This is a genomic window from Bradyrhizobium sp. SZCCHNRI1009, assembly GCF_032487575.1.
Classification (GTDB): Bacteria; Pseudomonadota; Alphaproteobacteria; order Rhizobiales; family Xanthobacteraceae; genus Bradyrhizobium.
The window spans coordinates 1-12,914 of the sequence record NZ_JAUEUL010000022.1 but is presented as its reverse complement, the minus strand read 5'-3'; the positions used below and the strand labels follow the sequence as shown (position 1 = coordinate 12,914).

Annotated in this window: 11 protein-coding genes; 2 read left to right on the top strand and 9 right to left on the bottom strand. The window is 65.6% G+C overall.

The features are described from left to right. Nucleotides 1-48: 48 nt before the first annotated feature. Nucleotides 49-483: a response regulator gene (locus QX010_RS26950; RefSeq protein WP_316182881.1), complete on the top strand. Its 435-nt coding sequence runs from the start codon at nucleotides 49-51 to the stop codon at nucleotides 481-483. After that, nucleotides 464-4,075, top strand: coding sequence for a PAS domain S-box protein (locus QX010_RS26945; RefSeq protein ID WP_316182880.1), 3,612 nt, complete (start codon nucleotides 464-466; stop codon nucleotides 4,073-4,075). Before QX010_RS26950 ends, QX010_RS26945 begins: the two co-directional genes overlap by 20 nt. 99 nt (nucleotides 4,076-4,174) lie before the next feature. Here the strand turns inward: QX010_RS26945 and QX010_RS26940 are convergent, their stop codons facing one another. The 9 genes from QX010_RS26940 to QX010_RS26900 all read right to left on the bottom strand — a co-directional run. Then, nucleotides 4,175-4,810 carry a response regulator transcription factor gene (locus QX010_RS26940; RefSeq protein ID WP_315717165.1) on the bottom strand — a complete coding sequence of 212 codons (636 nt, stop codon included), beginning with the start codon at nucleotides 4,808-4,810 and terminating at the stop codon, nucleotides 4,175-4,177. 461 nt (nucleotides 4,811-5,271) lie between these two features. Then, nucleotides 5,272-5,781 carry a response regulator gene (locus tag QX010_RS26935; RefSeq protein ID WP_315800631.1) on the bottom strand — a complete coding sequence of 170 codons (510 nt, stop codon included), beginning with the start codon at nucleotides 5,779-5,781 and terminating at the stop codon, nucleotides 5,272-5,274. A 196-nt stretch (nucleotides 5,782-5,977) separates the two neighbouring features. Beyond that, nucleotides 5,978-6,301 (bottom strand): PilZ domain-containing protein, encoded by a 324-nt coding sequence (locus QX010_RS26930; protein WP_315800632.1) that lies wholly within the window; start codon nucleotides 6,299-6,301, stop codon nucleotides 5,978-5,980. Nucleotides 6,302-6,335: 34 nt separating this feature from the next. Further along, the gene (locus tag QX010_RS26925) at nucleotides 6,336-7,205 is read right to left on the bottom strand and encodes a protein-glutamate O-methyltransferase CheR (RefSeq protein WP_315800633.1); all 870 of its coding nucleotides are present in this window, start codon (nucleotides 7,203-7,205) and stop codon (nucleotides 6,336-6,338) included. 29 nt (nucleotides 7,206-7,234) lie between these two features. Further along, on the bottom strand, nucleotides 7,235-7,624 hold the full coding sequence (locus tag QX010_RS26920; protein WP_315716971.1) for a response regulator: 390 nt from the start codon (nucleotides 7,622-7,624) through the stop codon (nucleotides 7,235-7,237). Nucleotides 7,625-7,654: 30 nt separating this feature from the next. Next, entirely contained in the window at nucleotides 7,655-8,128 is a 474-nt protein-coding gene (locus QX010_RS26915) for a chemotaxis protein CheW (protein WP_315800634.1), read from the bottom strand. Between the two features lie 26 nt (nucleotides 8,129-8,154). Then, nucleotides 8,155-10,932 (bottom strand): hybrid sensor histidine kinase/response regulator, encoded by a 2,778-nt coding sequence (locus QX010_RS26910; protein WP_316177474.1) that lies wholly within the window; start codon nucleotides 10,930-10,932, stop codon nucleotides 8,155-8,157. A gap of 257 nt (nucleotides 10,933-11,189) precedes the next feature. Beyond that, complete coding sequence (flbT, locus tag QX010_RS26905; RefSeq protein ID WP_315716969.1) at nucleotides 11,190-11,585, bottom strand: flagellar biosynthesis repressor FlbT; 396 nt, start codon at nucleotides 11,583-11,585, stop codon at nucleotides 11,190-11,192. A gap of 216 nt (nucleotides 11,586-11,801) precedes the next feature. Continuing rightward, nucleotides 11,802-12,914: flagellin (locus tag QX010_RS26900; protein WP_316182879.1), on the bottom strand; the 1,113-nt coding region annotated here is incomplete at its 5' end.

The following is a 12,914-nucleotide window of genomic DNA, read 5'->3' as shown; positions in this document are numbered from 1 at the left end:
TACAACTGACCGTTGGTCTTGCTGCCAGCCAATCGGGAGATGCGGAGCGTGGCGAAGATTCTGGTCGTGGACGACGATCCGCTCATGCAGCTGACAATTCAGCGCGTGCTCGAACGGGCCGGTCACGCCGTCGGCATCGCCGGCGACGGCCAGAAGGCGCTCGTCCGCTTCAAGAGCGAGAGCTTTGACCTGGTGATCCTGGACATCTTCATGCCGGGCATGGACGGGCTGGAGGCGATGCGCATGATCCTCAGGCACACGCCGGGTGTTCCGATCATCATGACCTCGGGACGTTCCCACACCCCGGCCTCGATGTCTGAGCCCGACTATCTTACCATGGCCACCAAGCTCGGAGCAGTTTCCGCGTTGCCCAAGCCGTTCAAACCGGCAGCCCTCCTGACGATGGTTTCCGAATGCCTGGCATCGGCAGGCGATCGGGCTACTCGACCCCGGCCAGGCCAAGATGCTGTTCCGAAATCCTGACGGCCGAACCGAAGGGCTGCTGCTCAGCAGCGCGCAGCGCGCGAGCGAGGCTCCGCAGTTCGGCGGGCGCCTCACGCTGACGACGCGGCTGGCGATCGCGATGATCCTGCTGGTCGCGATCGCGGTGTTCGCCGTCGGCTGGCTCGGCTATCGCAGCCTCGAGCGGGCGCTGTTGCCGCGCGCGCTCGATCGAATCGAGTCGCATTCGCGCCTGATGGCGACCGAGCTCGAAAACTATGTCGCCAGCGCCCGCAACGACATCAACGGCTATCGCGCCTCGCCGAATCTGGCGACGTTGATACGCACGCTGAAGACGGGGGCTCCCGATCCCCGCGAAGGGCTGCCGGCGCAGTCGTGGCGCGAGCGCGTCGCAACGCGCTACTTCGCCGAGCTGCAGGCCAAGCCGACCTACGCGATGATCCGCCTGGTCGGGATCGAGAACGATTATCGCGAGCTGATCCGGGTCGACCGGCTCGGGCCGGGCAACACGGTGCGGATCGTTCCGGAGAACGAGCTGATCACGCGCGGCGAGCGCAACTACATCAAGGAGACGCTGAGCCTGCCGCCCGGCGGCATCCGGCTGTCGCCGATCATTCTCGACGGCAACACGACCGACCCCAAGACAGGCGTGCCGATGCTGTGCGTCGGCACGCCTGTCTTGGGGGCGGACGGCAAGCCGTTCGCGATCCTGATGATCGATGTCGACATGCGCCCGGTGTTCGCGCATCTGCGCACGGCGGCCCGCCCGGGCGCACAGCTCTATGTCGTGAACGCCCGCGGCGACTATCTCTTCCATCCCGAATCAGACCGGGAATTCGCCTCGAAACGCGGCCGATCGACGCGATGGCAGGACGATTTTCCGACGCTCGCAGGCGCAACCGGCAGCGCCGAGGGTTTCGCGCAGATCCTGCACGACGAGGCCGATCGTCCCGGCGGCGTCGCCTTCGCGCCGGCGCTGCTCGCGGGACAGGAATGGGTGGCGGTGATCGAGACGATCCCGAACACCGCCTTCATGGCGCCCGCCCTCGCCATCCGCAAGACGGCGATCGAGGTCGGCCTGATCGCGATGCTGTGCGCGGCCGCGCTCGCCTTCGTGGTCGCGCGCTCGCTGACGCGGCCGATCAACCAGCTGACCCAGGCCGTCGAGGGTGTGGGGCGCGGCGAGGCGGTGAACATCCCGCTCGAGGCGGTCGGCGAGACCGGCGTGCTGGCGCGCGCTTTCGCCCGCGTGCTGGACGAGGTTCGCACCAAGACCGCCGAGCTCGAGCGCGAGGTCCAGGAGCATTACCTGACCGAAGCGGCGCGCGACCATTTCGCCGCCCGCGAACGGCTCTACAGTGCCGCGGTGGAATCGTCGAACGACGCGATCGTGACGCTGTCGCTGGACGGCACCATCACCGCCTGGAATCCGGCAGCCGAGGCCATGCTGGGCTACTCCGCCGAGGAGGCCGTGGGCCGCCTTGCCGATTTCCTCGTGCCGCCCGAGCGCATGCCCGAGGCCCAGGACTTCCTCGTGCGCGTGGCGCGCGGCGAGCGGATCCAGCATTTCGAGACGGTGCGGATCCGCAAGGACGGTGAGCTGGTCCAGGTCTCGCTCAGCGTCTCGCCGATCAAATCACCGACGGGCCAGATCATCGGCGCCTCCAAGATCGCACGCGACGTCACCGAGAGCCGTCGGACCGAGCTGGCGCTGCGCCAGCAGACCGAGGAGCGGCGGCGCATCTTCGAGACGTCGCAGGACCTGATCCTCATCACCGACCGCAATGGCATCCTGGTTCAGGTCTCACCGAGCGTGGAGGCGATTCTCGGCTATGCGCCGGCCGAGATGATCGGCCGCAGCGGTGCGGATTTCATCCACTCGGACGATCTGCTCAAAGCACGCGAGGAGCTCCGCGCCTCGCGCCTCGGCCTTCGGGCGCGCACCTCCGACTGCCGCTACGTCCACAAGGACGGCCGCGTGGTGACGCTGTCCTGGACCTCGAACTGGTCGGAGCCGGTGCAGCGCCACTTCTTCATTGGCCGCGACATGACCGAGAGCCGGCTGGCGCAGGAGACGCTGCGGGAGAGCGAGCAGCTCGCCCGCAACATCGTCGAGACCGCGCTCGATGCCTTCGTCCAGGTCGACGACAACGGCGCCATTCTCAACTGGAACTCCCAGGCCGAGAAGATCTTCGGCTGGTCGCGCGCCGAGATCATCGGCAAGGACGTCTTCGACGTGATCACGGTCGGGGATGTCGGCGAGGAGCTGCGCGCCGCGCTCGGCCGTATCCTGATGACCGGACAAGCGAGCGCACTCGGGGGCGGCCGCCGACGCGAGGTCATGGTGAAGCGGCGCGACGGCCGCGAGTTCAAGGCCGAGCTCAGCGTGACCGCGCTGAGGACCCGCAACGGTGTCGTGCTGAACGGCTTCTTCCGCGACCTCACCGACAAGATCGCGACCGAGGAGCGGATCCGCCAGTCCGAGAAGATGGAGGCGATCGGCCAGCTCACCGGCGGCATCGCACACGACTTCAACAACATCCTCACCGTGATCACCGGCACGATCGAGATTCTCGCCGCGGCCGTGGCCAAGGAGCCGCAGCTCGCCGCGATCACCAGGATGATCGACGAGGCCGCCGCGCGCGGGGCCGATCTCACCCAGCATCTGCTCGCCTTTGCGCGCCGGCAGCCGCTGCAGCCGCGCGAGGTCGACGTCAACACGCTGATGATCGACACAGCCAAGCTGCTGCGGCCGACGCTCGGAGAGCAGATCGAGATCGAGTCCGTCTTCCAGGATGAGACCTGCGTGGCGCATGTCGATCCGAACCAGCTCGCCACGGCGGTCATCAACCTCGCGCTCAATGCCCGCGACGCGATGCTGAATGGCGGCAAGCTCATCCTGGAGACCGGCTGGGCCGACCTCGACGAGAACTACGCAAGTCTTTACGACGACGTGCGGCCCGGTCGCTACGCGATGATCGCGGTGAGCGACAGTGGCAGCGGCATTCCCGCCGCCATCATCGACAAGGTGTTCAATCCGTTCTTCACCTCGAAGGGGCCGGGCAAGGGGACGGGGCTCGGATTGTCGATGGTGTACGGCTTCGTGAAGCAATCGGCCGGCCACATCAGGATCTACAGCGAAGAGGGCCACGGCACCACGATCCGGATGTACCTGCCGCCGGGCAGCGAAGAAGCGATCACGCAGCCATCGGGCGCCGCGCCGGCGATCCAGGGCGGCCAGGAGACAATCCTGGTGGTGGAGGACGACCGGCTGGTGCGCGGCTACGTTCTCGCCCAGCTCCATGCGCTGGGCTACGCGACGCTGGAGGCGGCCAATGCCGCCGAAGCGCTGGCTATCACCAATGCCGGAGAGCCGTTCGATCTACTCTTCACCGACATCATCATGCCGGGGACGATGAACGGCCGCCAGCTCGCATCCGAGATCCAGCGGCTTCGTCCCACGCAGCGGGTCCTGTTCACCTCCGGCTATACCGAGAATGCCGTGGTGCATCACGGCCGGCTCGACGAAGGAATTCTTCTGTTGCCGAAACCGTACCGCAAATCCGAGCTGGCCAGGATGATCCGCAAGGCGCTCGCCGCGACCGAGGCTTGAAAAGCGAGGCTTGACCAATGCGGCCTGACCGACGCGGCCTGCGCCTGCGATTGCCGCTGCTCCAGAGCGCGGCCACGTGCGGGCGGCCCGGCCATCGGCTCAATTGGCGCGCGACGCCGTCATCACGATGCGGATCAGATCGGCCGCGTTGCGCGCGCCGAGCTTCTTCATGATGTTGGCGCGGTGATCCTCGATCGTGCGCGGGCTGATGCCCAGCGTGCGCCCCGCCTCCTTGTTCGAGGCCCCCGCCGTGAACTGTTCCAGGACCTCGCGCTCGCGCCGCGTCAGCGGCTCGCGGCCGGGGAAATGCAGCGAGCCGATCTTCGGCGAGGCATTCTCCTTCTGCCGCCGCGCGAACGCGCCAATCGCCTCGTTCAGACGGGCCACGATCTCACTGCCGCGGAACGGCTTCTCGATGAAGTCGAGCGCCCCGTTCTTGATCGCATTCACGGCCATCGGGATGTCGCCCTGGCCTGAGATCATGAAGATCGGAGCCGGATAGTCCTCGCCGTGCAATTCCCTGAGAATGTCGAGACCGGACTTTCCGGGGATGTGCACATCGAGCAGGATGCAGGCCGGTGTCCTGCTCCGCGCCACCGCCAGGAGCGCGGCGCCGTCCGCAAAACAGATCACTTCATACCCACCTGCCGACAAGACCATCGAGAGGGTGTCGCGCACGGCTGGGTCGTCATCGACGACAAAAATCTCACCGCGGGAAGTTGTTTGTTCGGCCATGGGCGATTGCTCTTGCAAAGGAGAAGAAACAATGAAAGCGCGTCTTATGATACCATACTCGTCGGGTGCTTTGGGCACCCGTATTTGTACGGTTTATGATCCTAACCCACAAGTAGTAGCTGCAGATCGGTGATCGCCTTCACGAGACCACGATCTGGACACGATCTCAAGGCAGTCGTCTCGAGCAGCATGCTGCCTTGCAAAACACATCAACGCCGACAGCATCATGATCGACATCAAACTCTGATCGCATCAGCGTTGCCGACGTGCACCACGCCGAACAGACATGCTCGGCGCCAGACGCGTGCACGGCTCTCTGTCCACGAAAATCTGCACGGCATTTGACACAAGACGTACAGGCGTCAGCCGGCCTTGCCCTCGTTTTGATCAGAGATCGGCGGGATTTGGACGTTGCACAGGATTGTGCACTCCGGACGGCGGCTTGCGCCGATGCGGCTCTCTCAGGACCGATGCTTCGCGGCAACACTTTCGGCTGCGACGCCGCCCCAGGTGTGAACCACGGGCAGGCCGAGCGCAGTCTTGCCGAGATTGGCCAGGCAGATGCGCAGCGCCGCCAGATCGACTGGCTTCGGCAGGCTCTGCAGGTCGATTCCGAGCGAGCGCGCGAACAGCCGGGCCTCAATTCGCTTGGCCGCGTCCATGCCGCTGATCACGATCACGGAACCGGCGAAGCGGGTATCTGCGATGACCTTGAGGACCTCGGTCCCGTCGCCATCCTCGAGCATGAGATCGAGCGTCACGCAGTCAAAGCGCTTGTTGCGCACCTCGCGGATCGCATCGCTGCACGTGGCCGCGACCGTCACGGCGTGGCCGGCCTGCTTGGCCGCCAGCGCGATCAGCGTCCGCTGCGCGGCGTCGTCGTCGACGACCAAGAGCTGCAGCGCGCGCCGCTCGCCATCATCGGCGCGCTCCGACCGGCTGGATGCAAGTTCCGAACTCATGACCGGCATTGGCCGTCCCTGGAAATTTGACCGACGTCATTGTCATACACGTCCGACCCTGCGGCGACGTAAAGCGGCTCTCCGAAAAGCCGCCACCCGTCCTAGGACTTGCGCAGGACCCGGGCTGGCGCGTCTCCTCGTCGCTCCGCGCGCGGAAGCTTCTCAAGCCGCGGGCGAGCAATGCGCCGTGCCGCCGGAAGGCGAACTAGTTGACGGTCGCTTCCTGGCCGGCGGAGGCGTTGCCGCGCTTCTTCTTGTTCTTTCCCTTGATGAACTGGATGTCCATCTCGGAGCCGTTGACCCGGACCAGCTCGCAGCGGCGGTAGGCGAGCCCCGTCGAGGACAGCAGCAGAAAGAACTCCTTCAGGTTCAATCCCTGGATCGATCCTTCGACCGTCAGCACCGCGTCGTTGTCCGAGATGGCGTTGAGCTGGCAGTCCCTGCGCCAGGTCCCGTCGATGCCCATAATGCAGACATCGTAGCCGCGGCTGAAGGTGACGCGCTCCGTACCTTTGTTGTCGTCAGACATCTTCGCGTCCTGCTCTATTGGGCTGCCGAAACATCTAGTTGCCCGCGGCCGCGATCCTGGGCATTCCCGGAGCCGGCGCCTTCGCCGCGGAAACGATCCCGCTCGGGCGATACAGGCCACGCCGGTCCGTAAGGGGCTTGAACACGTCGGTGAGGCCGACGACGGTCTCCGCGGCGCCGAGAACGAGGAAGCCGTCCGGCTCCATCAACTTGGCGAGCCGGCCGAAAATGTTGATCTTGGTGTCCTGGTCGAAATAGATCAGCACGTTGCGGCAGAACACGACGTCGAACGTGCCGAGCTGGGAGAAGTCGTGCAGCAGATTGAGCTGGCGATGCTGGACCATGCCGCGCACGTCGGAATTGATCTGCCAGAGTTCGCCCGCCTGCTTGAAATATTTGACCAGAAGCTGGATCGGCAGCCCGCGCTGCACCTCGAACTGGCTGTAGAGACCCGCCTTGGACTTCTCGAGCACCTCCTGGGAGAGATCGGTGGCGATGATCTCGATGCGCCATCCACTGAGCGCAGATCCCATCTCCTTGAGCGACATCGCCAGCGAATACGGCTCCTGGCCGGTCGAGCAAGCGGCGCACCAGATCCGGATCGACTTGCGGTTGGCGCGCGCCTTGAGGAGCTCCGGCATGATCACGTCGCGAAAATGATCGAACGGGACCTTGTCGCGGAAGAAGAACGTCTCGTTGGTCGTCATCGCTTCGACGACCTGGCTGATCAAGGCGCTCGACCCGTCCTTCAGCTTCTGGACGAGATCGCTGATGCTGGCCAGGCCGGCCTTGCGCGCGAGCGGAAGCAGGCGGCTCTCGATCAGATATTGCTTGTCGGCAGACAGATCGAGACCCGATTTGTCTCGAAGCAGTTTGCGCAGGAACTCATAATCGGGCTGGTTCACGGGCGGCCTCTTCTGGGCAGACGAAGGGATCAGGCGGATTCGGCTGACAGCGCCTGGATGAGACCGACTTCCTGGAATTTGGCGGCGACGATTTCCTTGTCGAACGGCTTCATGATGTATTCGTTGGCGCCGGCGTTGAGCGCGCGCGAGATGTGATCGATGTCATTCTCGGTGGTGCAGAACACCACCTTCGGGCCTTCGCCGCCCGGCAGCCGGCGCAGGCGCCCGAGGAAATCATAACCGTCCATGACGGGCATGTTCCAGTCGAGCAGAATGGCGTCCGGCAGGCTCTTGGTGCAGATCTCGAGCGCCCGCTCGCCATCCTCCGCCTCGACGACGGAAAAGCCCAGCTCCTCCAGGATACGGCGTGCGATCTTGCGCACGACGCTGGAGTCATCCACGACCAGACAGCTCTTCATTGTTGTCTCCCCTATGGGACGGTTGACGGGCTAGGCGGCGATTGCTGCCTTCGGCAGGAGTTCGAGCACGCGATCGACGTCGAGAATGACCATCAGCTGGCCGTCGAGGCGGTGCACGCCGCCGGCGAATTTCGCCATGCGCGGGTCGAGGTTGACGGGATTCTCCTCCCGGCCCTCCTCGGGCAGCCGCAGCACCTCGCCGATCTGGTCGATCAGGAGACCATAGGACTCGCCGCGCAGATCGACGCCGACCGCCATCGGCGGCTTGCCGTCCTCGGCGCGGGCAAGGCCGAGCCGCGCCCGCATGTCGACGACGGTCACGATGCGGCCGCGCAGGTTCAGGACGCCTGCGATCTCCGCCGATGACAGCGGCACCCGCGTCACCCGCTCCGGCATGAACACGTCCTGGACCCGGGAGATCGGCAGGCCGAACAGCTGGCCGCCGATCATCGCGGTGACGTATTCGACGGCGGCGCCCTCGGTGGTTTCGATCTTGCTGCTCATCGCACGCTACTCCTGTCCGCTTGCTGTCACGCGGCCCGCCGGTTGGCTTCGGCGCGGGCCCGTTCCTCGATCTGTTCCTTCAGCGCCGCGATCAGGCCGGGCCGGTCGAACTTGGCGATGTAGTCGTAGAGCCCCGCCTGGCGGCCGCGCTCGATCGCCGCCGGCGACACCAGCGACGACACCGCGATGACCGGCATCTGGTTCAGGTTCTGGTCGGCGCGGATCGCCTCGGTGAACTCGAAGCCGTTCATCTCCGGCATCTCGATGTCGGTGACGACGATGTCGAAGCTGTGCCCGGAGCGCAGCGTGGCGAGGCCCTCGAGCGCCGAGGCCGCGGTGCGCACCTTGTAGCCGGCCGACTTCAACACCGGCGCCAGCATGTTGCGGAAGAACGGCGAGTCGTCGACCAGCAGCACCGACTGCGTCTGCGACTCGGTGGCCATCTCCTTGCGGATGAACCAGTCGGCGAACGCCATCGGCAGGAAGTGGCCGACGTCGATCACCTCGGTCGCCTGGCCCTTGATCACCGCCGAGCCGAGGATGCCGTCCTTGGCGCCGGAGACCTGGATGTTGAGCCGCTCCTCGACGATGTCGATGATCTCGTCGACCACGAGGCCCATCGCGCGGGTCTCGTCGGCGAACACCAGGATCGGCTGCGAGCCTGACGTCTGCACCGACACGCCTTCCATCTGCACCAAGGGCATCAGCTGGTCGCGGTACTGCACCATGTAGCGGCCGTTGGAGATCTCGATCTTGTCGGCCGCGATCTCCTCGAGCCGCGTGACCAGCGCCAGCGGCACCGCCTTGGGCTGCGCCGTCCCGGCCCGGAACACCAAGAGCGAGGTGAGCTGCTCGCCGCCGATGGCGTGATGCGCGGCGTGCTCGTCGGACACCGCCTGCGAGGCCGAGCCGGCGGCGCCGAGCGCTTTCGCAATGCCGTTCGGATCGATGATCATGATCACGGCGCCGTCGCCCAGGATCGTGTTGCCCGAGAACATGTCGATGTGACGCAGCTTGGTCGACATCGGCTTGACCACGATTTCCTCGGTGTGGAACACGCAGTCCACCACGATGCCGAAGGTCTGGTTGCCGACCTGCGTCACCACGATGAAGCCGTTCTCCGGATCGGTCGACGAGCCGTCGTCGATCTTCAGGAGCTTCTTCAGATGCATCAGCGGCAAGAGCTTGTTGCGCAGGCGCAAGACCGCAGTGTCCTTGATGCGCTCGATGCGGTGCTCGGAGTTGGCGCGCGCGCGCACCAGCTCGACGACCGACAGCTGCGGGATCGCGAAGCGGTCGCCGCCGGCTTCGACGATCAGCGCCGAGACGATCGCGAGCGTCAGCGGGATCTTGATGGTGACCGAGGTGCCCTCGCCGACCACCGACTTGATGTCGATGGTGCCGCCGATCTGGTCGATGTTGGTGCGCACCACGTCCATGCCGACGCCGCGGCCCGAGACCGAGGTGACGGCGGCCGCGGTCGAGAAGCCCGGCTCGAAGATGAACTTGTGGATCTGCGCTTCCGTCATCTTCTCGAGCTCGGCCTCGGTGACGAGGCCGTTCGCCAAGGCCTTGGCCTTGATGCGCTCGGTGTTGAGGCCGCGGCCGTTGTCGGCGATGCAGATGATGATATGGCCGCCTTCATGATAGGCGGAGAGCCGGATGGTGCCCTGCTCGGCCTTGCCGGCCGCGGCGCGCTCGGCCATCGTCTCCAGGCCGTGATCGGCGGAGTTGCGCACCATGTGGGTGAGCGGGTCCTTGATCAGGTCGAGCACCTGGCGGTCGAGCTCGGTGTCGGCGCCGTGCATCTCGAGCTCGATCTGCTTGCCGAGTTCGGTCGCGAGATCGCGGACGATGCGCGGCAGCTTCTGCCAGGCATTGCCGATCGGCTGCATGCGCGTCTTCATGACGCCCTCCTGCAGCTCGGCGGTGACGTTGGACAGCCGCTGCAGTGGCACCTTGAACTCGGTATCCTCGTTGCGGCGGGCGATCTCGAGCAGCTGGTTGCGCGTCAGCACCAGCTCGGAGACCATCGTCATCAGATGTTCGAGCGTGTCGACGTTGACGCGGATCGACTGGTTGGCGACCTTGTCGTTCTCGTGCACCTCGCCGTCGGCATTGGCCTTCGGCCGCGCCGCCTTCTTCGGCTCGGCCTTGGCCTCTGCTTCCGCCTTGGCAGGCCCGGCCTTGGCGACCGGCGCCGGGGCAGCGGGTTTGGGCTCAGGCGCCTTCTCATGCGCGGGCGGCATCTCGATCGCGGTCTCGCGGAAGGCGCGCTCCAGCTCGTCGAGCGACACCTCGCCCGGACGCAGCGGACGCTCCAGCGTCTGGTCGATCAGCGAGCCGTGCGTTACCGCGGGGGCTGGCGGCGGTGCGGGCGGCGCGGGCGCGAGCGGTGGCGCGGCCTCGCCGGCGGCCATGGCCGCCATGCCGCGCTCGACCATGGCTTCGAGCTCGCTGATGAGGTCGCGGTCCTCGCCCTCGGGCTCGGCCTCGTTGGCCTCGAGCTGTCCCAGGATGTCCTTGATGCGGTCGATGGTGGTGAGGATCAGCGTCACGGCCTCGCCGGTGACCGGCATGCCGTCGCGGAATTTGCCCATCAGGGTTTCGGCGGCATGCGCCAGCGCCTCGAGCCGCGGCAGGCCGAGGAAACCGCAGGTCCCCTTGATCGTGTGCACCAGCCGGAAGATGTTATCGAGGATCTTGGCGTTGTTCGGCTCCTGCTCGAACCGCACCAATTGATTGTCGACGGTATCCAGGCTCTCGCTGGTCTCCGTCAGGAACTCACGCAACAGATCGTCCATGAAACTGGCCTTCCAAGAATTGGCGCCGCGGTCACGGGGCGACCGCTGATCCTGTCAGAGCGACGGTCGGTCCCGGCCTTCACCAGCAGCGCGGATCGATACCCGGCCCTCGCCGACTCGGCTGAACAGACTTTCGTCCAAGCCATCGTTAGGTGGGGCTTTTATCCGTCCCGTTAATTTTATCGTCCGTGCTAATACGGACGTAGCACCGACCTCTCAGGCTGAGGTGAGCCCGGCCCCTTTCCGCGGCCGGAATGTCAAGGCATCGCTTCTGCCGGCGCGACTGCGCGATCCTCTCGCTCGATCAGCGCCCTGATCTCCTTCAGCGCCTTGTACAGCGCTCCTTCCGTGACATGGCGATCCACCATCTCGGCTTGGCCGGCGGCTTCCGGAATCGCCCTGCGCAACTCGTTCATACAGGCGAGATAGGACGCGCGATAACGGATCGCGTCGTTCTTCAGATACATCGTCTGGACGCAGAGGTAGAGGCGCTTGGCCGGCGTATCGGCGGTCTCGGCGGTGACGGTGTCACGCTCGCGGAGGATAGGCGCGTCGCCTTCGACGATGAAGCGGGCGCGCGTGTTCGAATTCACGATGACACTGTCGCCGATCACGATGCGCTCGAAAGGCTTCAGCTCGACCCGCAGGGGCATGGCCCAGTCTCCTCTCAGAAGGCTCCTCTCGGGAGTCTCCTCTCGGGAGCGGCGTCGTCGGCAGGCTGCACTCGCGTCGACACGACGTTGCTCTCGTGCTCGCTGTCCGGCTGATCCGGCGCCGCAGCCGAGCGGCGTCAATTTGCGAATAGTCTAGAGCCGAAAACGGCGGGGCAAGCCCCGCCGCCTCCGATATTCGTGGGTGCCGTCCGCGCCTTAGCGCAGCAGCTGCAGCACGCTCGCCTGCGACTGGTTGGCGAGCGACAGCGCGGACACCGCGATCGACTGGCGGGTCGACAGCGCCTGGCTGTTGGCCGCTTCCTCGTTGGTGTCGGCCAGCGTCAGGTTCGACGAACCGGTCTGCAGCACGTTGATCAGGTTCTTGTTGAAGTCCTGACGAACCTGCACGACCGAGAGGTTCGAACCCAGCGTGGAGGCCTCGTTGCGCAGCGTCGAGCTCGCCGAGTTGAGCACGCCGATGACCTTGTTCGCCGAGTTGTTGTCGAGGAAGTCGGTGCCCGAGGTCAACGTCGAGAGGCCGAGGCCCGCCGAGTTGAACGTGACACCGGTGATCGACAGCGTCGACTTGCCGGTTTCGTTGAAGGTCAGCTTCAGCGTGTCGCCGTTCAGCAGGTTGATGCCGTTGAACGAGGCGTCAGCCGCGGTCGTGTTGATCTGCGCCAGCACGTTGTTGTACTGGGAGACCAGGCTCGCGCGCTGCGTCTGAGCAGTCGCGTCCGCCACCGGAGCCGCCGCCGTCAGGCCGTTGAAGGCCTGGCTGGAAGCAGCCGCCGTACCACCGATCGCGCCGATCGTGGCCGAAGCCGCGTCGTTGGTCGTGGTGATCGAGATCTTGCCGGTGGACGAGTCAACGGTGGCCTGCAGGTTGTTGGCTGCGAGCTTGGCGTTGAGATCGTTCAGCGACTTGACCTGCCCTGTCCCGAGGCCGAACGTGATGCTGGTCGCCGTGCCACCTCCTGTGGCGCCGACAGTCAGCGTCTGTCCGGATAGGCCATCGCCGACGGCAGTCAGTCCGAGCTTGGCCAAGGTGCCGGTGCTGCCCGAGAGCGTCAATCCGGACGCCGGCGGCGTCAGGGTGATCGCACCTGCGGTGATCGACGCGGTGACGCCGGTCTGGGTCTGGATCGCCGAGAGCAGATTGCTGACGCTGTCGCCAATGCCGATGTTGGTGCCCGTCGAGGACGTGCCGGTGACGAAGGTGAAGGTGGTGCCGTTGACGACCAGCGTCTCGCCCGAGGTGATGCCGGTGGACAGATCGTTCGACGAGCTGCCCGACGTACCCGACAGCTTGGTCGAGCCGGTGATCGC

Bases quoted from the DNA above. Each gene is read 5' to 3' on its own strand.
- QX010_RS26930 (WP_315800632.1), bottom strand. From the start codon at position 6,301: ATGTCTGACGACAACAAAGGTACGGAGCGCGTCACCTTCAGCCGCGGC.
- QX010_RS26910 (WP_316177474.1), bottom strand. From the start codon at position 10,932: ATGGACGATCTGTTGCGTGAGTTCCTGACGGAGACCAGCGAGAGCCTG.
- QX010_RS26935 (WP_315800631.1), bottom strand. From the start codon at position 5,781: ATGCCGGTCATGAGTTCGGAACTTGCATCCAGCCGGTCGGAGCGCGCC.
- flbT (WP_315716969.1), bottom strand. From the start codon at position 11,585: ATGCCCCTGCGGGTCGAGCTGAAGCCTTTCGAGCGCATCGTGATCGGC.
- QX010_RS26940 (WP_315717165.1), bottom strand. From the start codon at position 4,810: ATGGCCGAACAAACAACTTCCCGCGGTGAGATTTTTGTCGTCGATGAC.
- QX010_RS26920 (WP_315716971.1), bottom strand. From the start codon at position 7,624: ATGAAGAGCTGTCTGGTCGTGGATGACTCCAGCGTCGTGCGCAAGATC.
- QX010_RS26945 (WP_316182880.1), top strand. From the start codon at position 464: ATGCTGTTCCGAAATCCTGACGGCCGAACCGAAGGGCTGCTGCTCAGC.
- QX010_RS26915 (WP_315800634.1), bottom strand. From the start codon at position 8,128: ATGAGCAGCAAGATCGAAACCACCGAGGGCGCCGCCGTCGAATACGTC.